This window comes from Flavobacterium sp. CFBP9031, assembly GCF_034044945.1.
In the GTDB taxonomy this organism is placed as follows: Bacteria; Bacteroidota; Bacteroidia; order Flavobacteriales; family Flavobacteriaceae; genus Flavobacterium.
Genome location: NZ_JAXCWF010000004.1, coordinates 376,567 through 402,958 on the forward strand (window position 1 = coordinate 376,567; position 26,392 = coordinate 402,958).

27 protein-coding genes and 4 tRNA genes are annotated in these 26,392 nt (G+C 32.6%); 10 read left to right on the forward strand and 21 right to left on the reverse strand.

What is annotated here, in order from left to right:
* Positions 1–210 precede the first annotated feature (210 nt).
* Positions 211–777: a YceI family protein gene (locus SOM12_RS09525; RefSeq protein ID WP_172426887.1), complete on the forward strand. Its 567-nt coding sequence runs from the start codon at positions 211–213 to the stop codon at positions 775–777.
* Between the two features lie 3 nt (positions 778–780).
* On the opposite strand, the gene SOM12_RS09530 is transcribed toward SOM12_RS09525, so the two are convergent.
* On the reverse strand, positions 781–1,692 hold the full coding sequence (locus tag SOM12_RS09530) for a TIGR01777 family oxidoreductase (RefSeq protein WP_095929545.1): 912 nt from the start codon (positions 1,690–1,692) through the stop codon (positions 781–783).
* Positions 1,693–1,790: 98 nt separating this feature from the next.
* Between SOM12_RS09530 and SOM12_RS09535 the strand changes: the two genes are divergently transcribed.
* A complete protein-coding gene (locus SOM12_RS09535; protein ID WP_095929546.1) occupies positions 1,791–2,450 on the forward strand; it encodes a TetR family transcriptional regulator C-terminal domain-containing protein in 660 nt (219 codons plus the stop codon).
* A complete protein-coding gene (locus SOM12_RS09540; protein WP_095929547.1) occupies positions 2,450–3,754 on the forward strand; it encodes an ABC1 kinase family protein in 1,305 nt (434 codons plus the stop codon). The genes SOM12_RS09535 and SOM12_RS09540 overlap by 1 nt, the downstream gene beginning before the upstream one ends.
* Positions 3,755–3,992: 238 nt before the next feature.
* Here SOM12_RS09540 and SOM12_RS09545 read toward each other — a convergent pair whose 3' ends face one another.
* From SOM12_RS09545 to SOM12_RS09615, 15 genes are all read right to left on the reverse strand, one after another.
* The gene (locus SOM12_RS09545; protein WP_095929548.1) at positions 3,993–5,288 is read right to left on the reverse strand and encodes a cryptochrome/photolyase family protein; all 1,296 of its coding nucleotides are present in this window, start codon (positions 5,286–5,288) and stop codon (positions 3,993–3,995) included.
* A gap of 212 nt (positions 5,289–5,500) precedes the next feature.
* Positions 5,501–5,971: an SRPBCC family protein gene (locus tag SOM12_RS09550; protein ID WP_095929549.1), complete on the reverse strand. Its 471-nt coding sequence runs from the start codon at positions 5,969–5,971 to the stop codon at positions 5,501–5,503.
* Between the two features lie 62 nt (positions 5,972–6,033).
* Positions 6,034–6,474, reverse strand: a complete 441-nt coding sequence (locus SOM12_RS09555; protein WP_320493225.1) for a sterol desaturase family protein — start codon at positions 6,472–6,474, stop codon at positions 6,034–6,036.
* 235 nt (positions 6,475–6,709) lie between these two features.
* Positions 6,710–7,549: a phytoene/squalene synthase family protein gene (locus SOM12_RS09560; protein ID WP_095929551.1), complete on the reverse strand. Its 840-nt coding sequence runs from the start codon at positions 7,547–7,549 to the stop codon at positions 6,710–6,712.
* A 3-nt stretch (positions 7,550–7,552) separates the two neighbouring features.
* Positions 7,553–9,019: a phytoene desaturase family protein gene (locus tag SOM12_RS09565; RefSeq protein WP_320493228.1), complete on the reverse strand. Its 1,467-nt coding sequence runs from the start codon at positions 9,017–9,019 to the stop codon at positions 7,553–7,555.
* Between the two features lie 39 nt (positions 9,020–9,058).
* The gene (locus SOM12_RS09570; RefSeq protein ID WP_095929553.1) at positions 9,059–9,958 is read right to left on the reverse strand and encodes a MerR family transcriptional regulator; all 900 of its coding nucleotides are present in this window, start codon (positions 9,956–9,958) and stop codon (positions 9,059–9,061) included.
* A 217-nt stretch (positions 9,959–10,175) separates the two neighbouring features.
* Complete coding sequence (locus SOM12_RS09575; RefSeq protein ID WP_253251808.1) at positions 10,176–10,676, reverse strand: tetratricopeptide repeat protein; 501 nt, start codon at positions 10,674–10,676, stop codon at positions 10,176–10,178.
* Positions 10,677–10,809: 133 nt separating this feature from the next.
* Positions 10,810–11,526, reverse strand: a complete 717-nt coding sequence (locus tag SOM12_RS09580) for a hypothetical protein (RefSeq protein WP_320493231.1) — start codon at positions 11,524–11,526, stop codon at positions 10,810–10,812.
* A 124-nt stretch (positions 11,527–11,650) separates the two neighbouring features.
* A tRNA-Lys gene (locus tag SOM12_RS09585) sits at positions 11,651–11,723 on the reverse strand.
* A 156-nt stretch (positions 11,724–11,879) separates the two neighbouring features.
* On the reverse strand, positions 11,880–13,028 hold the full coding sequence (locus SOM12_RS09590; protein ID WP_320493233.1) for a DUF6438 domain-containing protein: 1,149 nt from the start codon (positions 13,026–13,028) through the stop codon (positions 11,880–11,882).
* A gap of 202 nt (positions 13,029–13,230) precedes the next feature.
* On the reverse strand, positions 13,231–13,968 hold the full coding sequence (locus SOM12_RS09595) for a hypothetical protein (protein ID WP_320493235.1): 738 nt from the start codon (positions 13,966–13,968) through the stop codon (positions 13,231–13,233).
* 33 nt (positions 13,969–14,001) lie between these two features.
* Positions 14,002–14,559, reverse strand: a complete 558-nt coding sequence (locus SOM12_RS09600; protein ID WP_320493237.1) for a suppressor of fused domain protein — start codon at positions 14,557–14,559, stop codon at positions 14,002–14,004.
* A gap of 257 nt (positions 14,560–14,816) precedes the next feature.
* Positions 14,817–14,899 (reverse strand) — tRNA-Leu (locus SOM12_RS09605).
* A gap of 44 nt (positions 14,900–14,943) precedes the next feature.
* A tRNA-Lys gene (locus SOM12_RS09610) sits at positions 14,944–15,016 on the reverse strand.
* 40 nt (positions 15,017–15,056) lie between these two features.
* Positions 15,057–15,129 (reverse strand) — tRNA-Lys (locus SOM12_RS09615).
* A 126-nt stretch (positions 15,130–15,255) separates the two neighbouring features.
* On the opposite strand from SOM12_RS09615, the gene SOM12_RS09620 reads away from it, so the two are divergent.
* The gene (locus tag SOM12_RS09620; RefSeq protein ID WP_320493239.1) at positions 15,256–15,774 is read left to right on the forward strand and encodes a shikimate kinase; all 519 of its coding nucleotides are present in this window, start codon (positions 15,256–15,258) and stop codon (positions 15,772–15,774) included.
* On the opposite strand, the gene SOM12_RS09625 is transcribed toward SOM12_RS09620, so the two are convergent.
* Together SOM12_RS09625 and SOM12_RS09630 are read right to left on the reverse strand one after the other, a co-directional pair.
* On the reverse strand, positions 15,766–16,266 hold the full coding sequence (locus SOM12_RS09625; RefSeq protein WP_320493241.1) for a phosphoribosyltransferase domain-containing protein: 501 nt from the start codon (positions 16,264–16,266) through the stop codon (positions 15,766–15,768). The genes SOM12_RS09620 and SOM12_RS09625 overlap by 9 nt on opposite strands.
* 177 nt (positions 16,267–16,443) lie before the next feature.
* Positions 16,444–16,836, reverse strand: coding sequence for an RNA-binding S4 domain-containing protein (locus SOM12_RS09630; protein ID WP_320493243.1), 393 nt, complete (start codon positions 16,834–16,836; stop codon positions 16,444–16,446).
* A 79-nt stretch (positions 16,837–16,915) separates the two neighbouring features.
* Here SOM12_RS09630 and SOM12_RS09635 point away from each other — a divergent pair, with 79 nt between their 5' ends.
* Together SOM12_RS09635 and SOM12_RS09640 are read left to right on the forward strand one after the other, a co-directional pair.
* Positions 16,916–18,109 (forward strand): FKBP-type peptidylprolyl isomerase, encoded by a 1,194-nt coding sequence (locus SOM12_RS09635; RefSeq protein WP_320493245.1) that lies wholly within the window; start codon positions 16,916–16,918, stop codon positions 18,107–18,109.
* A gap of 192 nt (positions 18,110–18,301) precedes the next feature.
* Positions 18,302–19,252 carry a hypothetical protein gene (locus tag SOM12_RS09640; RefSeq protein ID WP_320493247.1) on the forward strand — a complete coding sequence of 317 codons (951 nt, stop codon included), beginning with the start codon at positions 18,302–18,304 and terminating at the stop codon, positions 19,250–19,252.
* A gap of 77 nt (positions 19,253–19,329) precedes the next feature.
* Here the strand turns inward: SOM12_RS09640 and SOM12_RS09645 are convergent, their stop codons facing one another.
* From SOM12_RS09645 to SOM12_RS09655, 3 genes are all read right to left on the reverse strand, one after another.
* Positions 19,330–20,283 carry a transketolase family protein gene (locus SOM12_RS09645; protein WP_095931689.1) on the reverse strand — a complete coding sequence of 318 codons (954 nt, stop codon included), beginning with the start codon at positions 20,281–20,283 and terminating at the stop codon, positions 19,330–19,332.
* A gap of 78 nt (positions 20,284–20,361) precedes the next feature.
* Positions 20,362–21,210, reverse strand: a complete 849-nt coding sequence (locus SOM12_RS09650) for a transketolase (protein ID WP_320493251.1) — start codon at positions 21,208–21,210, stop codon at positions 20,362–20,364.
* Positions 21,211–21,441: 231 nt separating this feature from the next.
* Positions 21,442–21,741, reverse strand: a complete 300-nt coding sequence (locus SOM12_RS09655; RefSeq protein ID WP_320493253.1) for a hypothetical protein — start codon at positions 21,739–21,741, stop codon at positions 21,442–21,444.
* Between the two features lie 375 nt (positions 21,742–22,116).
* Here SOM12_RS09655 and tgt point away from each other — a divergent pair, with 375 nt between their 5' ends.
* From tgt to SOM12_RS09675, 4 genes are all read left to right on the forward strand, one after another.
* The gene (tgt, locus tag SOM12_RS09660; RefSeq protein ID WP_095931686.1) at positions 22,117–23,247 is read left to right on the forward strand and encodes a tRNA guanosine(34) transglycosylase Tgt; all 1,131 of its coding nucleotides are present in this window, start codon (positions 22,117–22,119) and stop codon (positions 23,245–23,247) included.
* A 98-nt stretch (positions 23,248–23,345) separates the two neighbouring features.
* Positions 23,346–24,434, forward strand: a complete 1,089-nt coding sequence (locus SOM12_RS09665; protein ID WP_095931685.1) for an LptF/LptG family permease — start codon at positions 23,346–23,348, stop codon at positions 24,432–24,434.
* Positions 24,421–25,311 carry a DMT family transporter gene (locus SOM12_RS09670; RefSeq protein WP_320493258.1) on the forward strand — a complete coding sequence of 297 codons (891 nt, stop codon included), beginning with the start codon at positions 24,421–24,423 and terminating at the stop codon, positions 25,309–25,311. The genes SOM12_RS09665 and SOM12_RS09670 overlap by 14 nt, the downstream gene beginning before the upstream one ends.
* A 112-nt stretch (positions 25,312–25,423) precedes the next feature.
* The gene (locus tag SOM12_RS09675) at positions 25,424–26,377 is read left to right on the forward strand and encodes an acetyl-CoA carboxylase carboxyltransferase subunit alpha (RefSeq protein ID WP_095931683.1); all 954 of its coding nucleotides are present in this window, start codon (positions 25,424–25,426) and stop codon (positions 26,375–26,377) included.
* Positions 26,378–26,392 lie beyond the last annotated feature (15 nt).

Below are 26,392 nucleotides of genomic sequence, written 5' to 3' on the forward strand. Positions count from 1 at the left end.
CATTTTACAACAAAAAACATTCACAAATATTTAGCATAAGTACCAAAACTTTGCATGCATAAATTCCGTAACTTTAAGTATAATTATTGGGTTACGGAATTTTTTCACTGAGTATTGCCGTTCGATTTTTCAGATTATTAAGAATCTGATTTTTTATTTTCTCTTAGTCCAGATAAATTGAATGACATAATTGTTTAAATGCAGACGATTATGAAAACAACTACTTTATTATTTTTATTTTTTACGGCCTTTTCAGTCATTGCCCAAGACAAATTTTTTACTAATACGGGAACAATAAACTTTGAGGCGTCTGTTCCTCTGTTTGAAGAAGTGAGAGCTGTAAATAGACAAGTTGCTATACTTTTAGAACCTAAAACAAGTACTTTTATTTGTACTGTTATCATCAAAGATTTTCGTTTCAAATTGGACTTAATGCAAGAGCATTTCAATGAAAATTACATGCAAAGCAATCGCTATCCGAAAGCGGTGTTTAAAGGCAAGATTGAAAAATTTGATTTGAAAAATATTAATGAAGTAGAAAAAGAATATCAGATAAAAGGGAAACTGAACCTACGCGGAAAATCGAAGGAGATTATTGTAAAAGCTTTGATTAAAAGAGTTCCAGAGGGAATTCAGATAATTTCAGATTTTCCAATCGCAGTATCCGATTTTAATATTAATATTCCAACTCCTATAGCATCGAAAATTGCAAAAACAGCCAATACCGAACTAACGGGTATTATTCGTAGTGATGAGACCATGCTGACTTTGAAATAAGAATTACTTGATACAATTAATAAGAGTCTTTTCTAAATCTGTAAATTGAAACTCAAAACCTGTTTTCTGAATTTTTTCTGAAGAAACGCGCTGTCCTGTTAAGATGGCCTCACTCATTTGTCCCAGTAGAATTTTTAATACAAATGCCGGAACTTTAGGAATCCAGATACTGTAATCGTAAAGTTTGGCCATAGTTTTAGAAAATCTAGAATTTGTGGTATTGTCGGTTACACATGCATTGTAGGCACCTTCGAGTTTGGTGTCTTCAATGCTTTTTAAATAGATCTGGCACAAATCTTCAATATGAATCCAAGGAAGATATTGTTTGCCAGAACCCAAAACAGCACCAAATCCAGATTTAAATGTGGGAACCATTTTTTTTAAGAAACCTTCGTTTTTACCAAAAACAATTCCAGTTCTAATTTTGACTGTTCGAATATTTAAAGAACCAATTTTATCGGCGGCATTTTCCCATTTCTGACAAGTAATGCCAAGGAAATCATCGGCTGGAGGGGTGTTTTCAGTACAGATTTTATGACTAGTAATGGCGCCATAAATTCCGATGCCTGAAGCAGAAATAAAGGCTTCCAATTTTTTATTGTTCATTTCCAAAATAGAATAGATCATTTCAACCGGTCTTACGCGACTTTCAATAATGGCTTTTTTGCGTCTTTTGGTCCACCTTTTTTCTACAATTCCTTCGCCAGCAAGATGAATAATGTAATTGGCATTTAGAACTGCATTTTTGTCAATGTAGTTTTTCTTTAGATCCCATTTGTAATATGTGACTCTTCCGTTGTTTTCTCTATCAGAACGACTCAAAATGGATACAGAAAAACCTGCTTCGATCAGAACATCTGTCAAATATTTACCGACGAAACCAGTTCCGCCTGTTAATAGAACATTTTGAGCCATAATAGTTTATAATATTTTTAACAGTGTATCGTGTTTAATGATTAGTAAAGGTACTTAAACAATGTTTACCTTTATGGCAAATTCTAAATTTTAATAAAATGGCGACTAAAAAAAAGGTAATTACCAAAGATGATATCGTTTCAAAATATATGGAAGAAGTTTTAGAAAAAGGTCAAAAACCAAAATCGGTTTATCATTTTACCAAAGAAAATGATTTTACTGAAGCTGAGTTTTATACTTTCTTCGGAACATTAGAAGGTTTAGAAAAAGAAATATTTCGATTGTTTTTTGAAAACACGGTTAATCTTCTTCACAAGAATGAAGAATATCAGGGATATGATATGAAGAATAAAATGCTGAGTTTTTATTTTACTTTCTTCGAAATCCTGACAGCCAACAGAAGTTATGTTTTGCAATCCCTTAAAATAGATCGAAACCCAATCAAAAATTTAGTTCAGTTAACAACACTTCGAAATAGTTTCAAAGACTATGTTGCTGAGATTTTAACAGATGATTACAGATTAGAGCAAGAAAGATTCCAGAAATTTCAAGAAAAAGCCATTCAAGAATCTTCTTGGTTACAATTGATGATGACCATTAAATTTTGGATGGAAGATGAATCTCCTGCTTTTGAGAAAACGGATATTTTTATTGAAAAATCGGTTAACGCTTCATTTGAGTTAATGAATGTTGCACCAATGAATCATCTGATTGATTTTGGAAAATTTTTGTTTAAAGAAAAAGTACACAGCAGATAATGAAAACAATTGATTATATCCCAACTTCTAAAATTGAACGAGCGGGAAAATTGGTTCAGACTGGTGCTAAGATTGGTGTAAACTATGTAAAGCATTATGCCGAAAAAATGGTAAACCCAGATTTAACCCGCGATAAGCTAAATGAGAACAATGCAGAAGATATTTATGACGGACTAAAAAGCTTAAAAGGAAGCGCTTTAAAAGTAGCTCAGATGCTGAGTATGGATAAGAACTTTCTGCCTCAAGCTTATGTAGAAAAATTTTCTTTATCTCAATTTTCTGTTCCGCCACTTTCTGCTCCTTTGGTTTTAAAAACGTTCAAAAGCAATTTTGGAAAAACACCTTACGAAATTTTTGACGAGTTCAATCCGAATTCTGTAAATGCGGCAAGTATTGGTCAGGTGCATTTGGCAAAGAAAAACGATAAAAAACTGGCGGTTAAAATTCAATATCCTGGAGTTGCCAATAGTATTTCGTCAGATTTAGCTTTGGTAAAACCAATTGCGATTAGAATGTTTAATCTTCAAGGAAAAGATTCTGATAAATACTTTAAAGAAGTTGAAGACAAACTAATTGAAGAAACCAACTATTTTTTAGAATTACAACAAAGTCAGGAAGTTGTTGATGCTTGCAGTAAAATTGAAAACATTACTTTTCCGAAGTACTATCCAGAATTTTCATCAGAGAAAATTATAACAATGGATTGGATGACGGGAATTCATCTTTCTGAATTTACGGCCCTAAATAAAGATCAAGAAGCGGGTGATAAATTGGGTCAGGCGCTTTGGGATTTTTACATGTATCAGATTCATGTTTTACGAAAAGTACATGCAGATCCGCATCCAGGGAATTTTTTGGTTGACGATCAAAACAAATTAATCGCTTTAGATTTTGGTTGTATGAAACAAATCCCAGAAGATTTTTATACGCCCTATTTCGAATTGATCAATAAAAATGTAATTACAGACCAAAAGCTTTTCAATGAGAAATTATTCGAATTAGAAATTCTGCGCAAAGATGACACGCCTGCAGAAGTGGAATATTTCACCGAAATGTTTCATGATTTATTGTCGCTTTTTACAAAACCTTTTCAAAACGAAACTTTCGATTTTGCCGATGAAAAATTCTTTAATGCAATTGCCGAATTAGGAAAACGTTTCTCAGAAGATACAAACTTGAAAAAAATGAACGGAAATCGAGGTTCTAAGCACTTTATTTACATGAACCGTACTTTCTTTGGTTTATACAATTTAATGTTTGATTTGAAAGCTAAAATTGTGGTGAACGACTATTTGAAATATTAAGTTTTTTTGTTTCAGGTTTCAAGTTTCAGGTTGGCTGAACTTTATGTATAGAACTTTGTCAAAGTTTAAAACTTTGACAAAGTTTTTTTTATTTAGTTGTCATCCTGAGCAACGAAGGATCACACTCGTAACTCTACAAGATTATCGATTCTGATTGCAGAGTTTCTAGTGTGATCCTTCGTTCCTCGGGATGACAAGATTGTGTATAATTGGAATTTGGATTTTTTATATTGGAATTTTACTTAAGTATTCCCTTCTTATAAGTCGCAATCGCTCGATCTCTCGCAAAAGCATGATCAACCATAGGTTCTGCGTAACCAAAATCAAACTCGGGAATCCATTTTCTAATATATTTCCCTTTTTCGTCAAATTTCTTTTGTTGAATTTCGGGATTAAAAACTCTGAAATAAGGAGCAGCGTCACAGCCTGTTCCTGCTGCCCATTGCCAATTTCCTACATTTGAAGCCAATTCAAAATCTAAAAGTTTTTCTGCGAAATATGCTTCGCCCCACTGCCAGTTAATCAGTAAATGTTTGCAAAGAAAACTAGCTACGACCATACGCACGCGATTGTGCATATAGCCTGTTTCGTTTAATTGTCGCATTCCAGCATCGACCATCGGATATCCTGTTGTTCCAGAACACCAACGTTTGAAATCCTCTTCGTTATTTCGCCATTGAATTCCGTCGTAATTGGACTTAAAATTATGATTAACACAATTTGGAAAACTAAATAGAATCTGAATAAAGAATTCTCTCCAGATTAATTCGCTCAAAAAAGTTTGATTTTTTCGGTTTGCCCAGTTTACTAATTTTCGGATGCTTACTGTTCCAAAGCGTAAATGCGGCGAAAGATAAGAAGTGCTGTCCAAGGCAGGAAAATCTCGGGTTTCTTTATATTGGGCAATTTGCGTTAAGTTGTGCGGAAGAACTTTTATAGAGCTTCTTTCAAAACCTATTTCAGCCAAATCTGGAAACTTGAATTTGTTTTTCGAAAAATTAGATTGATATGGCGTCGAATCATATTCTGGAGCAGATCCAGAAAGATTGTATTTCTCCAACCATTTGTTTTTGTAAGGTGTGTAAACGGTATAAGGAAGTCCGTCTGCTTTGGTTATTTCTTTTTCTTCAAAGATTACGTGATCTTTAAAAGAAAGCGATTGAATGTTATTTTCTTTTAATAAAGATGAAATCAAGCTGTCGCGTTTAATGGCAAATGGCTCGTAATCTTTATTGAAGAAAACTTCTTGAATGTCAAATTCCTCAATTAAAGATTTCCAAACGGCATTTGTTTTTCCTTTTTTGATTAAAATGGAAGAATCAAATGAGTTTAATTCTGAGTTTATTTTTTCTAATGAATCATAAATGAAAGTTACTCTCGCATCGTTTTTTGGAAGATGCTCTAAAATATCATCATCAAAAATAAAAAGAGGTACAACAGGAAAATCGGATTGTAAAGCATGAAATAATCCTGTGTTATCTTCTAAACGCAAATCACGTCTAAACCAGAATAAAGTAACTTTTTGTTTTGTCATTTTTTTTTATTTTTTGCCACAGATTAATGGATTTCAAATGATTTTTTATTCTCTGGGCTATTTTTCTCAACACATAGAAACATAGATTTTACTTTTCTTTTAAAAAGAGTTTAGAAAGAAACTAGTTTCTAACACATAGCTATGTGTATTTATGCAAGTGAAACGCCTTTTTTTGTAAATCTAAAATCTATGATTCTATGTGTTTAAATTTTTTAAGCTTTTTTAGAATTAAATAATTCTTCAATTTTATTAAATCTGTAATCGAAAATACTTTTCAGTTTGTTTTTTACGACTAAGCTATTCATGATTCGGCCTAAGATTCCGAATGGAAGAGCATAATGAACAATGTCGGTCATTTTGGTTCCTCCGTCTGGTGTTGGTTCAAAGAAATGCTTGTGATGCCAAAGTTTATAAGGTCCAAATTGCTGAATGTCTACAAAATATTCGTTTTCTTGGCAAGCCGTAATTTCGGTAACCCAAGAGGTTTTAATTCCGAAAAGAGGTCTTAAGGTGTATGCAATTATTTGCCCGTGATACATGCGCTTGCCGTCGTAATCCTGAATTTGAAAATTCATATTATCGAGGGTAATGGTCTGCAGATTTTTCGGACTTGAGAAAAAATCCCAGCAATCTTCTACACTTGCATTTATATGTTGTACGGTAACTATCTTATATAATTTCATAATCACAAATTTTTCTTGTATCAAGGGCAGACACAAAAGAAAAGGTAACGCCCCAAATAATGCTACATTTTATAATATTTGAATGGTACGAACAACATTCCGAAACATTCTCCTTTTTCTTTTTGTAAATGTTTGTGGTGTATTTTATGGGCTTTTCGTAATCCGATGAGGTATTTGTTTTTGGTGTTTTTAAACCATTTAAAACGCTGGTGAATCAAGACATCGTGAATTAGAAAATAACAAACGCCGTAAAGTGTGATTCCGCAGGCAATGAAAAACAAATAGTTAAATCCGCTTTGAACGCCAAAGTAGAATAAAATAATACTTGGAGTGGCAAAAATGACGAAGAAAATATCGTTACGCTCAAAGGTATTTTCGTATTTCGGCTGATGATGATCAGCATGAAAATACCACATAAACCCGTGCATTATGTATTTATGCGTGAGCCACGTAACACATTCCATGAAAAGAAAAACGCCTAAAAAGATTAAAAAAGAAATCATTTTATAAATGTTGAGGTTTTAAAATTATCGTTTTATTGATTTTGAGTTTAGCTTTGGATTATAAAATATTGACTCAAAAGGTTTTGGTTTATATTTTTAAACACATAGAGACATAGATTTTTGTTTTCTTGAAAAGATTGTTGAAAGAAACTAGTTTCTAACACATAGCTATGTTTTTTATGCAAGTGAAACGTCTTTTATAGGTCTAGCATTCTATGTTTCTATGTGTTTAAATCTAAACCAACTTCAATTTATAAGTCACAAAAGACTGCGCCAAAAGTCCCGCTTTGGTATAATTAGAAACACGAATTCTCGAATTTCCAATCTCGTAGTATGGCGTGTGTTTAAGCTTTTGAAGTAGTTTTTTGTAATAAACATAAGCGGTGTAAACGCCAAATTTGGCTTCGATTGGTAATTTTACAATTCCTTGATAGGCAATTCTAAAATCTTCTTCGATTTCTTTGATGATTTGATTTTTTGAATCTTCGTTGAAATTATTCAGATTTACGCCTGGAAAATAAGTGCGATTCAAGATCGTATTATCGTCTTTTAAATCTCTTAGGAAATTGACTTTCTGAAAAGCAGAACCTAAACGCATAGCTTCATTTTTCAGCTGTTCGTATTTATGTTCTTTTCCAGATACAAAAACTTTCAAACACATTAATCCGACAACATCTGCAGAGCCGTAAATGTAATCTATGTATTCGGTTTGCGTTTGGTAATTTGACTTTATAAGATCCATTTTCATGCTTTTTAGAAAAGCCTGAACTAAATCATCGCTAATGTTGTATTCTTTTACAGTCTGTTGAAATGAATTCAAAATCGGATTTAAACTGATGCCCAATTGCATTGCTTTGTAATATTCTTTTTCGAAATCTTCAATAAGATATTCTTTTTCATAATCGTGAAATGAATCCACAATTTCGTCAGCAAAACGAACAAATCCGTAAATACTGTAAATGGCATCTCGAATGCTTGGCGAAAGCATTTTTACGGCTAAAGAAAATGAAGTACTGTAATTTTTGGTTACCAGTTTGCTACATTTGAAAGAAACGGCGTCGAATAGTGATTTCATTTTTTAAGATCTAAAAGATTTTTGAATTAATTCAGCTGCGAGTTTTCCTGAAATTAAAGCAGGCGGAACACCTGGGCCAGGAACGGTTAATTGTCCTGTGAAATATAGATTCTTGACTTTTTTACTTTTTAATTTTGGCCTTAAAAAAGCGGTTTGTAAGAGGGTATTGGCCATTCCGTAAGCATTTCCTTTGTAGGCGTTGTAATCGCTTACAAAGTCGTTTTTACAAAATGATCTCTTAAAGATAATGCTATTTTTTATTTTTTGTTGCGTAAGTTCTTCAAAACGAGTGATTATCTTTTCGAAATATTCTTCGCGTAACGCTTCGTTATCTTCGATTCCGGGAGCCAGCGGAATTAAGAAAAATCCAGATTCCATTCCGTTTGGCGCTGCTGTCACATCTGTTTTGGATGGGAAGTTGGCATAAAATAAAGGTGCATCGGGCCATTTTGGATTATCGTAAATATCTGCAGCATGCTGATTGAAATCGACATCAAAAAATAAAGCGTGATGCGAAATGTTTTCTATTTTTTTATTGAAGCCAACAAAAAACAGGAGAGAAGAGGGAGCAAAAACTCTGCTTTCCCAATATTTTTCAGAATACATTCTGTGTTCTTTTTCGAGTAAAATTTCCGAATGATGATAATCGGCACCACTCAAAACAATATCTGCCTTAAGGGTTTCTCCATTAATTACAATTCCTTTCGCTATTTTGTTTTCAACAATTATTTTATCAATTGGCGAATTGGTTTTAATGGTTACGCCAAGTTCTAATGCCAATTTTTCGATTCCTCGAATAACATCAAACATTCCAGTTTTAGGATGCCAAGTACCTAAACCGAAATCGGCATAATTCATAAAATTATAAAAAGAAGGTGTTTTAGTTGGTTTTGCTCCAAGAAATAAGACTGGAAATTCGAGAATCTGAATTAATCTTTCATTCTTGAAATTTTTTCGAATATCGGTACTTACGTTTTTAAAAAACTGATTGAGTTTTAATGCCGTTTCTTTGGTAATTAATTCAAGAGGAGAAACTCCAGGGCGATAAACCAAATCTTTGATTGCAATGTCATAATTGCTTTTGGCTTGGTCAATAAAGCTTTGCAGTTTTTGACCGCTTCCTTTTTCGATCGTTTCAAAAGTATATTTGATCTCTTCTAGATTATCGTAAATGCTGATGAAATCATCCATTCCGAAATAAACACGATAAGCCGGGTTTAATTTTATCAGTTCATAATAATCAGAAGTTTTTTTATTGAAGTCTTGAAAAAATCGTTCAAAAACATCTGGCATCCAATACCAGCTTGGTCCCATGTCAAATGTAAAACCATCTTCTTTAAATTGTCGCGCGCGTCCGCCAATTGTACTGTTTTTCTCGTAGACAGTAACTTTGTTTCCTTGTTGTGCAAGGTAACATGCGGCCGCCAAAGAAGAGAAGCCTGAGCCTATTATTTGGATAGTTTTTCTCATTTGTTTAACAAATATAAGAAAAACTTAAACAAAAATAAATTAAAGCATGTTAATAGTTTCTTCCATCGAATCAAAAACTCGAATTCTGTCTGTTAGGACTTTCTCATCAATGTATTCAACCATTTTACCCATAAGCCAGATTTCGTTGTTTTTCTGCAATAATTTCTGTCCCATAGATTTTACATATTGATTAATTACGCTTCGGTCTGGTTGGACAGTCATAAAGGAAATGAACGTAATGTTCTCAAAATGTTTGGTTAAATCCTGTAAGTTTTCAATTGGCATACTTTCTCCTAGATAAATGGTTTTGTAGCCTTTGTCAAGAATTTCGTATTGCAGGTATAATAATCCTATTTGGTGAATTTCGTTTAACGGAAGTGATAAAACAAAAATTCGATCGGTTTTGATTGGTTTTCTAATTTGAAGACTTTCTGTGTAAATCAATATTTTCTGCTTGATTAAATGACTCATGAAATGTTCATTTGCAGGAGTAATTGTTTCAGACTGCCATAGTAATCCCAACTCTTTTAAAAGAGGTAAAAAATGTTCTTTAAAAACTTCTTTAAATGTTTTTTCGGTAATAAGCCAATCAAATGTATTGAAGAATAATTCTTGATCAAAGTTCATCATCGCCATTTTAAAAGAAGTGATGGCGTAGTTTTGAGAATTTTTCTTCGAAATGATTTCGCGTACCAGTTGTGGTATTTTTTCTTCAGGATAGGTTGCAATTTTAGAAATCTTATACCCGTATTCATGCAGTAACGTAATATTTAAAAGTTTCTGCAGGTTATGAAGATTGTAAAATCTGATATTAGTGTCGGTTCGCATAGGTTCAAGGATATTGTATCTCTTTTCCCAGATGCGTATGGTATGCGCTTTTATTCCAGATAAGTTCTCAAGATCTTTAATGCTGAAAACAGTTTTAATATTGTTTATCATTTTTCGCGATTAAGTCAACAAATGTAAAATAAAATCTTAGATTCGACATTAAAACTAAATTAAAAAGATAGAGAATTAGAGGTTTACGTATCCATAATATATTTTTTACCTAAAATCAGGTATTTTTTTCTTAAGAAATATATTACTTTGATAAAAAAGAAAACAGCCTGCTAGATTAAAATCTTGACAGACTGTTCTTATTTTTTTACTTTATGTATTATTTGCAGAAAGTGGCTCTGTTTTTTGCGGCGCTTTGGCTTCCTAACTCAATTGCTTTTGTAAAATCCTTACAGCAATTTTTCTTATCGCCAATTTTGTTATAGGCCAATCCTCTTAAATTGTAGGCAACATAATCTTTCGGGTTTAAACCTAGAGAAGCGGTGCAATCTTCAATTGTTCCTTCGTAGTTTTGCAGTTTGTAATTGACATTGGCTCTGCCTGTAAAAGCGTCTGCATTCATGTCGTCTAACTCGATAGTCTTGCTAAAATCAGCTTGAGCGCCTTTTAAATCGTTTAGCTTGAATTTTGCTACACCACGGTTCTGATAAGCTTCGACAAATTTAGAATTCATGCTTATAGCTTTGGTGTAATCGGCGATGGCGCCTTTTGTATTTCCGGCTTCCGCTTTTTTCATGGCTTTGTCAAAATAGCCTGTTGCTGATTGTGCCCAGATTGAGCAAGACATCATAATAAGTGATGCTAATAGTAGGTTTTTCATAAACTAATTTGGGATTAGTGATTTAATTATTTCCCAACGAATTTAAGAAAGTTTTTATCTTGTGAGAAAATTTCTTTTTTTAAATATTGGTTAGAAAAAAAGGTGCTTTGATATTTCGTGTATTAAAAGGCGTTTAGCGATAGTATTTCTTACTGACTACTTTGTTTTCATGATTTTCAATTTCTATAAAAACGTAATTTTTAGTGGCTTTTTTTATTTTTACAACCTGATTTAGTTCACTAACCATGCAGTCAATTACTTTTGATTGATTTAGATTCTCTATAAAATTGTCTTTCTTCTTTTCTAGATCATATAGCATTAAAGAATCGTAGCCTTTCGCATACAAAAGAAGCTCTGGGTTTTTAAAACTGTCTACAATAAATCCTGATTTTATTATTTTGCCATTCTGTTTTTCGATTAGTTTGAAATCATGTGGATTTCCGCTTCCAAATGAATTTACAAAAACGAAATATTTATTGTAGTCTGCGCCAATGTATCCTAGATTTTTATGAGGCGCGCCATATCCCATAATGTTTAATGTGTCGATAGTTTTGTCTCCTTTTTTTAAATTTAAACACATTTCAATGGGGCTGTTTTTATCTTCCTGAAAATATTTAAATTCTAAACTGTATCCATTGCTTAATTTGGTTTCGTAATCGTACGGATTATATTTATTAAGATATTCAATAGTTATTGTGTCTCTTTCTAGAGTTGCCTTTTCCTTGTTTGATTGAGAATTGTTTTTGTCAGTAATAATGTTGGTTGCTTTTTTTTTGTAGCTTTTTGTCTTTTCTTGGCAGGAGAAAAAAAGAAGGCAAAATGTAGAAATAAGTAATGCTTTGGTTTTCATAGATGCTTAATTAATGCAATTAAGCTAATGTAGTTTATTTTATCATTGATTATGTAGATATAAATTCTAAGAGGAATAATTCTAAAACAAAAAAGGCCAAGTAAAATAATTACTTGACCTTTTGTGACCCGACTGGGGCTCGAACCCAGGACCCCATCATTAAAAGTGATGTGCTCTACCGACTGAGCTATCGAGTCTTCATTTCTTCAATGAGGGTGCAAATATAAGTACTTTATTTAGCTTATCAAGCCTTTTTTTAAATGAATTTTGAAATAAATTTTCATGAGAGGGGTAAGTGTTTGTTTTGTAGTGAAATAAATAGATTCTTTTTTAAATAAAAAATAAGATAGAAGTTAATCGTATTTGTCTTTTAGTCTAAATTTTGTGATGAAATTGTTTGATATCATGAAATTATAGCCAATGTCAATAGTTTTGTCTTTGGATTTGAAATATCTTCCATCTGTATAAATTATTTCTTTTTTGTCTTGATCATTCCAGAATTCGATATAATATTTGTATTCAAAAGTATCGTTTGTTTCTTTGCCTTTAAGGATTTCTGTAAATAAATAAAAGCTTTCAGATTTTGTTAAATCACAAATCTGATTCCCTTTTCTGAAACTGATTCTCCATATTGGAAATAAAAATTTTTCTTTTTTTAATGGAGTCAGTTTTATATGTTGGTATAAATATCGAACAGGTGTATATGCCCAAACTAATGCAGTGGGTGATTGTCTTCCGTAATCACGGATCGTCTTTATAATTTTGTTGTTTTTTACAAATGTTATAGTAACAGTCTCATCATCCGTCCAGTTTGCTTCATAACTGTTTTTAAGATTGATTATGTCAGATTTTTTAAAATTGGTTTGAATTTCTTGATATTGGTCTTTGGTAATTTTAGATTTGAAAAGGCCATTTTGTGTATTGTACTCTTGTCCATAATAGATAATATTGCCATTGTTGTCAATGCTTATATTTAAAATGGGGCAAGAGCCATAGCAGCCTGAAGAAGAAACTATAATTTGGTCATAATTCTCATTTGGATTGATTTTGTATTTTGTTCTTGCGTATTTTACAAATATGCTATCACCTATTTTTGTTATTAATGTGTCTCCTGTTATCGAATTTAATTTCTGATTTTCCCAAGTTTTGCTTTCTAAGTTGAAAATTTTCAAACTATCGTCTTCGATTTTGTATTTAGTTGTAGTTCCTAAAAAAAATGTCTTCCTATTTTCTCTTTCTACAGCATTAATTGTATTAAAATAACCAGATTTGTTTTCGGCTATATTGTTTTTTAAAAAGATATATCCTCTTTTAGGCGAGCCAAATGGAGGAGGAGGAGGTGGGATATTGGGGTTGCTATTTGTCTGTGGTTTTCGCTGATGGTCTGTTTTGATGTAGATCCATTCTCCAAGTAGATCTTTTTCTAGTTTTTTGTCATTATTCTTTTGACAGGAATATAAAATGAAAAATAATATGATAGGTAATAGGTGCGTTAGCTTCATATATTTACTTTGATTGGGTCTATGGCAGTGTAAATATAATCGATTTTTGAGATAGTTTTAATGATAAAACTAAGGATAGATTTTGAAATGAAAAAAGCGGAAATCTTTAACTAATAAAGATTTCTGCTTTAAGTGACCTTGACGGTACAGAATTCGAACCATTTATTGGAAGATCTAGAGATTTTAGTTCATATTTAAATGTTTAGATTCTACTATTTTCTCGTTCATTTATTTCGTCAATTGCACTTTGAATAAAATATTTTAAATCATTACTTCTTGTTTTTTTAAACTCTGCTTTCAATGTTTCTAATGACTTTATTGTTCCAGTAGATCTAAGGGTTGCACAAATCATACCTTTAGTATGCTGATCACTAGTCTTCAATTTTAGAATTAAAATTTCTTCTAAATCTTTGTGCTCTGAGTTTTGTAAAGCGCTAAGTGCGTCAATCCTATTCTGATATGTTCCATTTAATAGTAATTGTTTAAGATAGTCAATATTTAGAGTGGCTGGTTTTCTCAACTTATTAAGCCTGCTTAAAACAGTTGTAATTACTTTTTCTTCGTCAGTTTTTTTGAGTTCTGAAATCAAAAAGTCAAAAAGCTCATAATCTTTACAGTTTACACATAAGCTACTTAAACATCTTAAAACGTATTGTTTATATTGAACAAAATCTTTATCTTTAAGTAATTCTATAAGTTCGGGTTTTAAGTTTATATCACTTAATTCATCAGAAATTCTATAAGCATACCAACTAGGAAAATCTTTGCTTTCAAAAGATTGATCTCGTTTCTGCCTTTTAATTATGTTATTTGAAATAGGTTTGTTATTTCCCATTTCTATAATCAAAGTCTTTAACTCAGAGTTCTTTAATCTAGCTATTAGATTTTCTTTATCTTCTTTAACTTTTTCATCTAAACTTTTAAATAGTCCAAATAACATATGCTTTATAATAATATTTCTGATTTTAATCACTTAAACTAAGGACTTTCTCAATGGATTTAAGTAATCCAGTTGTTTCTCTTCGAACAATTCTTCTAATGCCTCACAACCATTTTCAATTTTATAATCCCTCTCCACCTGTGTAATTGGAATAAGCCAATAACAATGAATAATCTTTTCTTCAAATTGAAAAATTTCTAAATTCTCTCCGTCAAGATAAGGTAATGAAATAAATGCATGGTCACAGATAGAATTTTCAAGCCAAGGTCTTCCAATATTTGATGTATGGTGGATATTAAAAGGTGTCAGTCTGTGATGAGAAGCATGAACAGTCAATAATTCAACCAAAGAATTATCTTGTCTCGGAGAATAAATGACTAACTCAATTAAGTTATCATCTATTAAATCGGCTGACATGCCAACAGTACAATACGTCCACATGTTGTGAACTTTATTTGGAGCAAATTCTAAAACGAAGAACTCAGGATGGGTTTTCCATGTAGGACCTATTTCCCATTTCATTTTTTTTCCAACAATTCCAAAATAGGAATTATAGTGATATGTTAAGTTTGTAGAATATTCTTTTTGCATTTACTTTTTATTGTGAAACAGAGTCAGTTTATGTCAAATCAATCTTGCAGACTATTATTTGACAAAGTGAACTTAGTAACTTTATCTTCAATATGCAAATAATAATGATGTTCTAGAAATTTAGAGACTTGACGGAGTTCGAACCAAAATTTGCCGTTAACACTGATATTGCAAAAAAATTAAAATTTTAGATAATAATTTTCGAACCAAAAAAAGCCTGCAAAATAAATACTTTGCAGGCTTTCATATTTTTATAGTGACCATGGAGGGATTTGAACCCTCACGCCCTTGCGAGCACCACCCCCTCAAGATGGCGAGTCTACCGTTTCTCCACATGGCCTAAAAAGAAAAAAGGTCGAGTAAAATAAATTACCCGACCTTTTGTGACCCGACTGGGGCTCGAACCCAGGACCCCATCATTAAAAGTGATGTGCTCTACCGACTGAGCTATCGAGTCATTGCTTTCAAGAAATTTAATTTGTTAATCACAAAATTTGTGACCCGACTGGGGCTCGAACCCAGGACCCCATCATTAAAAGTGATGTGCTCTACCGACTGAGCTATCGAGTCATTTAATTTCTTGAATGCGGGTGCAAATATAAGGAGTTTTTTTTGAAGTTTCCAAGCTATTTTATCATAAATTTGTCTTTTTTTTGGAAAAATTCTCAAATGCTTAGTTTATAAGGTTTTATTAATATGAAAAAAATTGTGTTGTTAGGTTATATGGGCTGCGGAAAGTCTACAATTGCCCAAAATTTGTCAAAAATTACAAATATTCCGTTCTTAGATTTAGATAAATGTATCGAAGAAAGAGTAAATTTATCCATAAATGAGATTTTTGAGAAGCATGGAGAAGTATATTTTCGAAAATTAGAGCATGAAATGTTTGTCGAATTGCTGCAATCTTCAGAAAATACTATTATTGGTCTTGGAGGAGGAACTCCGTGTTATGCCAATAATCATGAATTATTAAAAGGAGATGATGTAGTGTCAGTATATTTAAAAGCATCAATTGATACCTTATATAATAGATTGGTGCATAATAAAAGCAAACGCCCTTTGATTGCCAATATGAATGAGGAAGAAATGAAAGAGTTTATCGCGAAACATTTATTCGACAGAAGTTTTTACTATAATCAGGCAAAACATAAAGTTTCGGTTGATGATAAATCTGTCGAAGAAACGGTTCAGGATATTTTAGATATATTAACTTAAAGAAGCATAGTCGCCGTTTTCTGAATTGAAAACAACTTGAACATGCTCTAGTAAAGAAGTTGAAAGCGAAATGCCTTTGAAATCTGCCTTTACGGGATATTTTTTATGATTACGATCAACAAGTACTGCTGTTTTGAATTTTTTAAGCGGGACGTCTAAGAAATGACGAACAGCATAGATTAATGTAGTTCCAGAGTTCAAGACATCATCAACTAGAACTAACCCTTTGTTTTTGTATTCTTCGGCGGTTAATGAAGTTTGTATTGCTTGTTGCGGATTTTGTTTGTTTATTTTGACTTCGCAGATCGAAACTTTTAAGGTTGAAATATTGCTAAGCGCCGAAGCGATTTTTTCGGCAAAAAGAAATCCGTTAGAAGCAATTCCGGCAATAACAACTTCTTCTTCGTCTACAAAAGTCTCGTAAATTTGGTAAGCGATACGTTTTATTTTATGTTCGATTTCCTGATTGGTCAAGATTATATTGCTGCTCATAGTGTATTTTTTTGCTAAGATAATTAATTTAAAATCCAATATAGAAAATCCAAATTCCAATTTTTTTTATAAAATGTCAATATTTTAAATTCCAAATTCCAAGTTTTGAGATAGGTTTATTTTTGGGATCTGGAATTTGATTGCTTTTTTGGAATTTGGAATTTGAAGTTTTAAAATTTATTCTACTTCTTCCTCTTCATCATAAATATCGTCTCCGTAATCGTCAATATCTCTTCGGTCTTTTTTGGTCGGACGTCCCGCGCCAGTTCTTCTCGAATGTTCTTTAGATAATTTTAATAACTCTAAATGTGCAAAAGCTTCTGGAGGCGTTTCGTTTTTTTGATAAATATCTACCAACTTAGCTCCCACTCGATTTTGCGGAATGTCTAAAACCGTTATAATTTGTGTAATTTGATCTTTTCTAAATGTAATTCGGTCTGTGGGAAAAACTTCTTTTGAAGGTTTTGCAACTTGCCCATTTACAGTGATCTGATTCTTTTTGCAAGCTTCGGTTACCATGTTTCTAGTCTTGTAATATCGAACGCACCACAAGTATTTATCTATTCTCATAATTTTTCTAAAATCCAAGTTAAATTCTTTACAAAAATAAATCAATATTGTATCTTGCGCACCTAAAAAAATGATAATAATGAATAAATTTAAATATTATTTTGTTTTGTTACTTGCTGGTCTTGCCATCGTTTCTTGTAATAAAAATGACGATGATAAAACAGAAGTTGTTCCCTTGAGGGATTATCAAGAGCAATTTAATACTGATAATGCAGATATTGAAGAGTATTTAAAGACAAATTATATTACTGTGACAGCCGATATGGATGTAACAATTTCGCCCATAACCGATGCTGCTTCACAACCCTCAATAATGTCTTACTTAAATAGCGCTACTTATCCAAAGTTGGTTTTAAGAGAAATCCCATACATACATGGTATAACTTATAAAATGTATTATTTGGTTTTAAGAGAAGGTACTGGTGTTGCTCCAATGAATACGGATGGTGTTTTTACTGCTTATAGAGGAGAATATTTAAAACGTGTGGAAAAGACAGATACAGAGCCAGAACACTTAACAACTACTTTCTTTGATCAGGTTGTATATCCAAAGAGTATTATTGATATGTATGTGCTTAATGTTGTAAAGGGATGGAGTGAGATCTTTCCTCTGTTTAAAACAGGAACAACGACTTATAATGATGATGGAACCCCAAATTACCAAGATTTTGGTGCGGGTGTTTTATTTATACCTTCAGGATTAGGATATTATGCTGCGCCACCTTCTTCAAGTACCATTCCAGCATATTCACCTTTAATCTTTAGCTTTAAGCTTTATGATATTAGAAGAATGGATCATGAAAATAATGGTTACTCTAATGGTGTTTTATTAGAAAATCCAGATGGTGTATTTGATTATCAGGAGGATATTAACGGTGATGGTTTTGTTCGTGATTATAGAGATACAACTACATATCCTAATCCACCTGCTAACCCAGATGATACAGATGGTGATGGTATTCCAGATTTTCTAGATCATGATGATGACGGAGATGGTTATACGACAAGATTTGAACTTACAAAACCTACAGATGCTCCTTTTTCAGGATTAAGCAAATATTATCCTTACGATCCTATTTTGGATAATCCTGCTACTCCAAATGTAGATGAAAGCGAATTGTGGGCTATTCCTAGAAGACCAACAGGAGAACTTACTGATCCTGCAAAGCCAGAGTCAATCACAAATCCTCGTAAGTATGTTCCTGAGGATTATACAGCGCCAGGAAGATTAAGAATTCATTTGGATAAAACGTATCCTTATCAAAAGAACTAAAATATAGAAGTTAAATAAGAAGCCTCGAAATGTTAATTTCGAGGCTTTTTTAGTTTGTGTTTAGTTGTTAAGTATTGATTTTTAGTTCGTTATGTTTTTGTTGTAAGATTTTATTTCTTTTTACGGAATCACGTAAGGATTTTATTTCTTATTGTTATAGATTTGAAAGAATAATATTAAAATTTTACAAAAATGAAAAAAATTATTGCATTGTTTTTAGTGCTTACTGCTTTGTCATGTAGCAGCGAAGATCAGGTCAATCAAGAAGTTTCGGCTGTAGGAGATTCAGCTTCAGTTTTAGATGGTAAAATGTTATCATTTAAAAATGAAGAACTTTTTGTTAAAGAATATTCGGATCTCGCAAGCTTAGGTTCTGATGAGCTTAAAAATTGGGTTTCTTCAAAAAAGTTGGTTTCATTGTTAAATACTTCAGATGATTCTGCAAGTATAGAAGGAGATGTTTTATCTGAATCAAGAATTATCTATTCAGATGCATTAAAGTCAATTTTAAATTCAGAATCAAAAGTAAAAATTAATGGGAACGTTTTATGGTTAAATGAGCGTACTTTTTATTTGCTTTCCAAAAATCAGATTAACAAAACTCCTGAACAACTTGTTGCTGAAAAAGAAAATTTGGAAGTTTATGGCAGTTTGTTAAGCGTGTCTTCTCCTGTGAAAAATTCAACGGGTAGAGATGTTATTCCAAATGAAAATAGGATAAAGACCTTTGTTTCGGGAGAGGAAAATTTTAATGTTCCAGGAAGTAGAATTAGACTTGTTTTAGATCTTTATAATGAAACAATTGTTTTGAACAATGTAATTCAATCTAGTAAAATGTATTTAAGATCTACATTGCAATATAGATCATGCTCTACTTGGAGATGCACATGGAAAGAAGCTTCAAATATTAGGGTAATTGATACTTATAGTCTAAGTGGTTCTAATTCAGTGTTGTGGAAATTTTCATTATTTCAGATGACAACTTCGGCTACTCAAACATCATTGATTGCGACATGGAATCCAGCCAATCTTCCTGCACCAACTGCACCAACGGCTTGGTATACTAATTTTAATGTTTCTGGACCATTTAAAATTTATGTTGGAAATGGGCCATACCATGAAGTTCAACTTTCGTGGTATTAAAAACGGAATATTTTAGTATATAAAAAACCTCGGAATGTAAATTCCGAGGTTTTTTTATGTTCAAGAAAATCTAATAATTATTTTCTTTTGATAACTCTTTCTACAGCTTCAACAATTGCTTGATTGTTTAATTTGTATTTTTCCATTAACTGCTCTGGAGTTCCAGATTCTCCAAAACTATCTTTAACAGCTACAAATTCTTGTGGAGTTGGATTGTTTAAAGCCAATACGCCAGAAACACTTTCTCCAAGACCTCCAAGGTAGTTGTGCTCTTCAGCAGTAACTACACATTTCGTTTTAGCAACAGATTTTAAAATAGCTTCTTCATCAAGAGGTTTGATTGTATGGATGTTGATTACTTCAGCAGAAATTCCTTTTGCTTCAAGAGCTTCAGCAGCAATAAGAGCCTCCCAAACTAAGTGTCCAGTAGCAATGATTGTAACATCTGTTCCTTCGTTTAATAAAATTGCTTTTCCAATTACGAAAGGCTCATCTGCAGGAGTAAAGTTAGCTACAACTGGACGTCCGAAACGTAAATAAGCTGGACCATGGTGATCTGCTAATGCTAAAGTTGCAGCTTTAGTTTGGTTGTAATCGCAAGTATTGATTACAGTCATTCCAGGCAACATTTTCATTAAACCAATATCTTCTAAGATTTGGTGCGTTGCTCCATCTTCTCCTAAAGTTAAACCAGCGTGAGAAGCACAGATTTTTACATTTTTATCTGAATAAGCAACAGATTGACGAATTTGATCGTAAACTCTACCTGTAGAAAAGTTTGCGAAAGTTCCTGTAAAAGGAATTTTTCCACCAATTGTTAAACCTGCAGCGATTCCAATCATGTTAGCTTCAGCGATTCCGATTTGGAAAAAACGCTCTGGGTGATTTTTCTTGAAATCATCAAATTTCAATGATCCAATTAAGTCAGCACATAATGCAACAACATTTTCATTTTTTTGACCTAATTCAGTCATTCCCGCTCCAAAACCAGAACGAGTATCTTTACTTCCTGTATTTTCGTATTTTTTCATTTTTTATTTTTTGAGATGCTAAGTTTCTAAGTGACTAAGTTTCTAAGCTGAAAACTGTCTACTGAGACTGAACACTTTTTAATAATCCGCTAAAGTTGAAATGTTTTGAGCTAAAGCACTAGCCAATTGATCATTGTTTGGTGCTTTACCATGCCAAGCATGAGTGTGCATCATGAAATCTACACCATTACCCATTTCTGTATGTAATAAAATGCAAACTGGTTTTCCTTTTCCTGTTCTTGATTTAGCATCAGTTAAACCAGCGATGATAGCATCAATGCTGTTTCCTTCTTTGATTTCTAAAACATCCCAGTCAAAAGCTTCAAATTTAGCGCGAATACTTCCCATTGGCAGAACTTCATCAGTTGTTCCGTCAATTTGTTTACCATTAAGGTCGATTGTTGCAATAATGTTGTCTACTTTCTTAGCAGAAGCGTACATAATCGCTTCCCAGTTCTGACCTTCTTGCAATTCTCCGTCTCCGTGTAAACTATATACGATATGATTGTCTTTGTTTAATTTTTTAGCTTGAGCTGCTCCCAAAGCTACAGATAAACCTTGTCCTAATGAACCAGATGCAATACGAACTCCAGGTAAACCTTCGTGAGTTGTTGGGTGTCCTTGTAAGCGAGAATCTAATAATCTGAAAGTTGCTAATTCTGAAACTGGAAAATAACCGCTACGTGCTAGAACGCTATAAAAAACAGGTGAAATGTGTCCGTTTGAAAGGAAAAATAAATCTTCTCCAATTCCGTTCATATCAAAACCTTCTTTGCGGTCCATTATGTTTTGATATAATGTTACCAAAAATTCAGTACAACCTAATGAACCACCTGGGTGTCCAGAGTTTACAGCATGTACCATTCTAAGAATATCTCTTCTTACTTGGATCGTTAAATCGCTTAATTGTTGTGTGTTAGGCTTCATTTTATATGTAAAAGTTAAACTGAAGCAAAAGTAAACGTTATTTTGTGGGCAGGCAAATGATTTTTTGCTTTAGTTTTACAGCAATTGTTAAATTTTACTGTTTTTTTTACATTATGTAAAAAAATATCACGTCAGTTTTGCTTTCTAACTTTTTACAAGTGTGTTTTTTACAATTTTAATTAACTTAATAAAAAAATCCTGCATTTAGCAAGATTTTATTTTTTTTACGATTTACTCTGTATCACCTTCGCTGTAGTAATTGTTTTCTTCATCTTCTGAACCAATATCTTCCTGTTCGTCATCTAATTCAGCCCCTGGAATATCCAAATCATTTCCAATTTTGTCGCTGTTTTGTTTCCATTCGTTGTCATTATTAATTATTCTTTCTCCAGAAATATCTTGAGGATCGATATCTTCTAATCTTTCTTCTTGATTGTAAATATCTTCGTTTGCTGTATAATCCATGTTTTCAAGGTTTTTCTCAATTTGTTCATCCTTGATATTATCTAATTTATCTTCCGAGTTAATCATGATTTCTAAAATTTTAGTTGAATATTAAAATTACAAAAAGAAAGAAATGAGTTTGTTATACTTTAATAGTAGGATTGTTGCAGTTTTTACATTCCTATTTTACCGATGAAATTTCTTTTAGAGCCGTTTGCGTTAGGGATAGGAGCGGTATACTTTTGCGATAAATGTCTCGTCTTAATTGAAATGATATTTTCTTGAGCAAAAGATATAGCGGATAGCCCGACCGTAAGGGAACGCCCAAATCAGGATAAGTTCAAATCTTAAAAATAGAATCTGAAATTAAGAAAATATTAGCTAAATTTCTAATTGACAAATTTTCTAATTCATAAAATTTCCCTGAAATTAAACTATCTTTGCCGACTGAAAAACGAATTTATGAAGTTTGATTTATTACAAAAAGATCCGCAGTCAAAAGCAAGAGCGGGTAGTATTACTACAGATCACGGAGTTATAGAAACTCCTATTTTTATGCCAGTTGGTACTGTTGCTTCTGTAAAAGGAGTGCATCAGCGTGAATTGAAAGACGATATTAATCCGGATATTATTCTTGGAAATACCTATCATTTGTATCTGCGTCCGCAGACAGAAATTTTAGAGAAAGCCGGAGGACTTCATAAATTCATGAACTGGGATCGTAATATTTTGACTGATTCTGGAGGATATCAAGTATATTCTCTTTCTTCAAATAGAAAAATTAAAGAAGAAGGAGTAAAATTTAAATCGCACATTGACGGTTCTTATCACTTTTTTACGCCAGAAAATGTAATGGAAATTCAGCGTACAATTGGTGCAGATATCATTATGGCTTTTGATGAATGTACGCCATATCCTTGCGATTACCGTTATGCACAACGTTCTATGCATATGACACATCGTTGGTTGGATAGATGTATCAATCATTTGGAAAAAGTACCTTATAAATATGGATATGAACAAACGTTTTTCCCGATTGTTCAAGGAAGTACTTATAAGGATTTACGTCGTCAGTCGGCAGAATATATTGCGAATGCAGGACAGCAAGGAAATGCAATTGGCGGACTTTCTGTTGGAGAGCCAGCTGAAGAAATGTATGCCATGACTGAGGTAGTTTGCGAAATTCTTCCTGAAGATAAACCTCGTTATTTAATGGGGGTTGGAACTCCAATTAATATTTTAGAAAATATTGCATTAGGAATAGATATGTTTGATTGCGTTATGCCAACTCGTAATGCAAGAAATGGTATGTTGTTTACAGCAAACGGAACAATCAATATCAAAAATAAAAAATGGGAAGCAGATTTTTCTCCAATTGATGAAATGGGGCATACTTTTGTGGATACAGAATATACAAAAGCCTATTTACGTCACTTGTTTGCGGCCAACGAATATTTAGGAAAGCAAATTGCTACCATTCATAATCTTGGATTCTATATGTGGTTGGTTCGTGAGGCAAGAAAACATATCTTAGCCGGAGATTTTAGACCATGGAAAGAAATGATGGTTAAAAATATGAGTCAGCGTCTTTAAGAATTTAAAGTTTCAAGTTTCAGGTTTCAGGTTCTCTAGAGGACGAAATCCAACAACTTGAAACCTGAAACTAAAAAAACTTGAAACAATAAAATTATATGCTTTCAATAATAGATAAATACATCTTAAAAAGGTACCTCGGGACATTTTCTGTGATGCTTCTTTTATTTGCACCAATCGGAATCGTAATTGATGTTTCTGAAAAGGTAAATAAAATGCTTGAAAACAAGATTCCGTTTGGAGATATTGCCTTCTATTATTACAATTTCACAATTTATTTTATTAATTCGCTGTTTCCGATATTCTTGTTTTTATCGGTAATTTGGTTCACTTCAAAGCTGGCCAACAATACAGAAATTATTGCGATTTTAAGTTCTGGAATTTCATATACACGTTTCTTGCGTCCTTATATTATAGGTGCAACTATCGTTTCTATTTTTGTTTTGCTAATGGGATTTTTTATCGTTCCAGCGGCCAGTGAAGGCTATAATAATTTTAGATACACGTATCTGAAAGGTAATGGAAAGGAACTCATGCGTGGTGAAAATACCAATGTTTTCAGACAAATTAACGATCACGATTTTATTTTTGTAAACAGTTTTAACGAAGAATCAAAAACGGCCTTCAACTTTTCATTAGAACATTTTGAAAAAGAAAAACTGACTTATAAAATCACTGCAAGCCGCATAAAATGGGATCCTAAAAAGAAGATTTACGTTTTATACGATTATACTAAAAGAACCGTAGGAGAACTAAATGACGTAATTGAAAAATCTCCAGAAAAAAATGTTGCCTTCAAATTTGAATTGGCAGATTTAACTCCAGTAGTTTATATTGCCGAAACGCTAACTTTGGGTAAATTGATCGATTTTATTGAAAAAGAAAGAAAAAGAGGTTCAGGAAACATCAATACCTATTTGGTTGTTCTTTATAAAAAATACAGTATTCCGGTTTCAGCATTTATTTTAACGATTATTGCGGTTTCAGTTTCTTCTATGAAGCGCCGTGGCGGAATGGGAATGAACCTTGCTATTGGAATTGCAATTGCGTTTTCATTTGTATTCTTTGATAAAATATTTGGTACACTTGCCGAAAAATCTACATTCTCACCTTTATTAGCTGTTTGGTTCCCGAATATTGTTTTCGGAATTTTAGCAGTTTACTTATTACGTAATGCGAAACGATAATTTAAAAAGTTATTTAAATCTACACTTAATTGTTTTTATCTGGGGTTTTACAGCTATTCTAGGCGCTTTAATTACAATTGATGCCGATAATCTGGTTTGGTACAGAATGTTGATTGCCATGATTTTTCTTGGCGGATTTATTGCATTCAAAAAACAGTCTTTTCAAGTTCCGATAAAAGAATTTTTTAAATTGATTTTTGTTGGATTATTGATAGCATTACACTGGATTTTCTTTTTTAAAGCAATTCATGTATCCAATGTCTCCATTACGCTTTCCATATTTTCTTTAGGAGCTTTTTTCGCTTCTTTATTAGAACCTTTATTTTATGGAAGAAAAGTGCTTTGGTATGAAGTCTTCTTCGGACTAATAATTATAGCTGGTTTAGGATTGATTCTTCAAGTTGAAATAAAATATCTTACGGGAGTTTATTACGCTTTGGCAGCCATCATTTTAGGGGTTTTATTTACCTTAATGAATGGAAAATTAATTTCAGATCACGAACCTTCAGTAATTACATTTTATGAATTTGGAGCGGGCGTTTTCTTCATCACCCTTTATTTTTTATTTCAAGGAAAATTTACAGCAGATTTTTTCGAAATGTCTTTAAATAATTGGGTTTTATTATTGATTTTGGCCTCAATTTGTACGGCTTATGCCTTTACTGCTTCGGTAAAAGTAATGCAGCGATTAACGCCTTATACCGTAATGTTAACGACTAATTTGGAGCCAGTTTACGGGATAGTTTTGGCTTATTTTATCTTGGGAGGAAAAGAAAAAATGAGTGTCGAATTTTACATCGGAGCAGTCATAATCATCATAACAGTTATTCTAAACGGTGTTTTCAAACATTATCAGAACAAGAAAGAAAACTTGTAATAGTTTACTTATTTTTAAATTGCATTTTTATACTTTAAATAACAATTAACTTCGCCAATGATATAATATTTTTATATTTGCGGTTCGATTTACAAACAAAATTCAAAAATCCATGGAATATTTAGATTTTGAGCTTCCAATTAAAGAACTTGAAGAACAGTTAGAAAAGTGCGTTATTATTGGAAAAGAATCTGACGTTGACGTAACGCCGACGTGCAAGGAAATCAACAAAAAATTAGTAGAGACTAAAAAAGAAATATATAAAAACCTTACGGCTTGGCAGAGGGTACAATTGTCAAGACATCCAAATAGACCTTATACTTTAGACTACATTAGAGCAATCTGTGGAGATACTTTCTTAGAACTTCATGGAGACAGAGGTTTTAAAGATGATAAAGCAATGGTTGGTGGTCTTGGAAAAATAAACGGACAGTCGTTTATGATTGTTGGACAGCAAAAAGGGTACAATACAAAAACACGTCAGTACCGTAACTTCGGTATGGCTAATCCAGAAGGGTACCGTAAAGCTTTGCGTTTGATGAAAATGGCAGAGAAATTCGGAATTCCAGTTCTTACTTTGGTAGATACTCCAGGTGCATATCCAGGACTTGAAGCTGAGGAAAGAGGACAAGGAGAAGCTATTGCTAGAAACATTTTTGAAATGGTTCGTTTGCAAGTGCCAATCATCACAATTATTGTTGGTGAAGGTGCTTCTGGTGGAGCTTTAGGAATTGGTGTTGGAGACCGTGTTTATATGTTAGAAAATACTTGGTACTCTGTAATTTCTCCAGAATCTTGCTCTTCTATTTTATGGAAAAGTTGGGAGTACAAAGAGCGTGCAGCAGAAGCATTAAAACTGACTTCTTCTGATATGAAAAAACAAAAATTAGTTGATGATGTAATTCCAGAACCATTAGGCGGAGCGCATTATGACAGAGAAACTACTTTTAAAACAGTAGCGGAATATATTACAAAAGGATATAACGAATTGAAAGACTTATCAACAGCCGATTTAATTGCCCAGAGAATGGACAAATACAGTAATATGGGCGAGTATAAAGAGTAAATTCATATTTAACGA

Excerpts from the sequence above, each read along its gene's own strand:
- SOM12_RS09555 (WP_320493225.1), bottom strand. The coding sequence starts at position 6,474 with ATGATTTCTTTTTTAATCTTTTTAGGCGTTTTTCTTTTCATGGAATGT.
- SOM12_RS09565 (WP_320493228.1), bottom strand. The coding sequence starts at position 9,019 with ATGAGAAAAACTATCCAAATAATAGGCTCAGGCTTCTCTTCTTTGGCG.
- SOM12_RS09545 (WP_095929548.1), bottom strand. The coding sequence starts at position 5,288 with ATGACAAAACAAAAAGTTACTTTATTCTGGTTTAGACGTGATTTGCGT.
- SOM12_RS09625 (WP_320493241.1), bottom strand. The coding sequence starts at position 16,266 with ATGAGCAGCAATATAATCTTGACCAATCAGGAAATCGAACATAAAATA.
- SOM12_RS09665 (WP_095931685.1), top strand. The coding sequence starts at position 23,346 with ATGCTTTCAATAATAGATAAATACATCTTAAAAAGGTACCTCGGGACA.
- SOM12_RS09580 (WP_320493231.1), bottom strand. The coding sequence starts at position 11,526 with ATGAAAACCAAAGCATTACTTATTTCTACATTTTGCCTTCTTTTTTTC.
- SOM12_RS09650 (WP_320493251.1), bottom strand. The coding sequence starts at position 21,210 with ATGAAGCCTAACACACAACAATTAAGCGATTTAACGATCCAAGTAAGA.
- SOM12_RS09645 (WP_095931689.1), bottom strand. The coding sequence starts at position 20,283 with ATGAAAAAATACGAAAATACAGGAAGTAAAGATACTCGTTCTGGTTTT.
- SOM12_RS09550 (WP_095929549.1), bottom strand. The coding sequence starts at position 5,971 with ATGAAATTATATAAGATAGTTACCGTACAACATATAAATGCAAGTGTA.
- SOM12_RS09635 (WP_320493245.1), top strand. The coding sequence starts at position 16,916 with ATGAATAAATTTAAATATTATTTTGTTTTGTTACTTGCTGGTCTTGCC.
- SOM12_RS09655 (WP_320493253.1), bottom strand. The coding sequence starts at position 21,741 with ATGATTAACTCGGAAGATAAATTAGATAATATCAAGGATGAACAAATT.
- SOM12_RS09530 (WP_095929545.1), bottom strand. The coding sequence starts at position 1,692 with ATGGCTCAAAATGTTCTATTAACAGGCGGAACTGGTTTCGTCGGTAAA.
- SOM12_RS09575 (WP_253251808.1), bottom strand. The coding sequence starts at position 10,676 with ATGAAAAACCTACTATTAGCATCACTTATTATGATGTCTTGCTCAATC.
- SOM12_RS09675 (WP_095931683.1), top strand. The coding sequence starts at position 25,424 with ATGGAATATTTAGATTTTGAGCTTCCAATTAAAGAACTTGAAGAACAG.
- SOM12_RS09540 (WP_095929547.1), top strand. The coding sequence starts at position 2,450 with ATGAAAACAATTGATTATATCCCAACTTCTAAAATTGAACGAGCGGGA.
- SOM12_RS09590 (WP_320493233.1), bottom strand. The coding sequence starts at position 13,028 with ATGAAGCTAACGCACCTATTACCTATCATATTATTTTTCATTTTATAT.
- SOM12_RS09525 (WP_172426887.1), top strand. The coding sequence starts at position 211 with ATGAAAACAACTACTTTATTATTTTTATTTTTTACGGCCTTTTCAGTC.
- SOM12_RS09560 (WP_095929551.1), bottom strand. The coding sequence starts at position 7,549 with ATGAAATCACTATTCGACGCCGTTTCTTTCAAATGTAGCAAACTGGTA.
- tgt (WP_095931686.1), top strand. The coding sequence starts at position 22,117 with ATGAAGTTTGATTTATTACAAAAAGATCCGCAGTCAAAAGCAAGAGCG.
- SOM12_RS09640 (WP_320493247.1), top strand. The coding sequence starts at position 18,302 with ATGAAAAAAATTATTGCATTGTTTTTAGTGCTTACTGCTTTGTCATGT.
- SOM12_RS09595 (WP_320493235.1), bottom strand. The coding sequence starts at position 13,968 with ATGTTATTTGGACTATTTAAAAGTTTAGATGAAAAAGTTAAAGAAGAT.
- SOM12_RS09630 (WP_320493243.1), bottom strand. The coding sequence starts at position 16,836 with ATGAGAATAGATAAATACTTGTGGTGCGTTCGATATTACAAGACTAGA.
- SOM12_RS09535 (WP_095929546.1), top strand. The coding sequence starts at position 1,791 with ATGGCGACTAAAAAAAAGGTAATTACCAAAGATGATATCGTTTCAAAA.
- SOM12_RS09600 (WP_320493237.1), bottom strand. The coding sequence starts at position 14,559 with ATGCAAAAAGAATATTCTACAAACTTAACATATCACTATAATTCCTAT.
- SOM12_RS09570 (WP_095929553.1), bottom strand. The coding sequence starts at position 9,958 with ATGATAAACAATATTAAAACTGTTTTCAGCATTAAAGATCTTGAGAAC.
- SOM12_RS09670 (WP_320493258.1), top strand. The coding sequence starts at position 24,421 with ATGCGAAACGATAATTTAAAAAGTTATTTAAATCTACACTTAATTGTT.
- SOM12_RS09620 (WP_320493239.1), top strand. The coding sequence starts at position 15,256 with ATGAAAAAAATTGTGTTGTTAGGTTATATGGGCTGCGGAAAGTCTACA.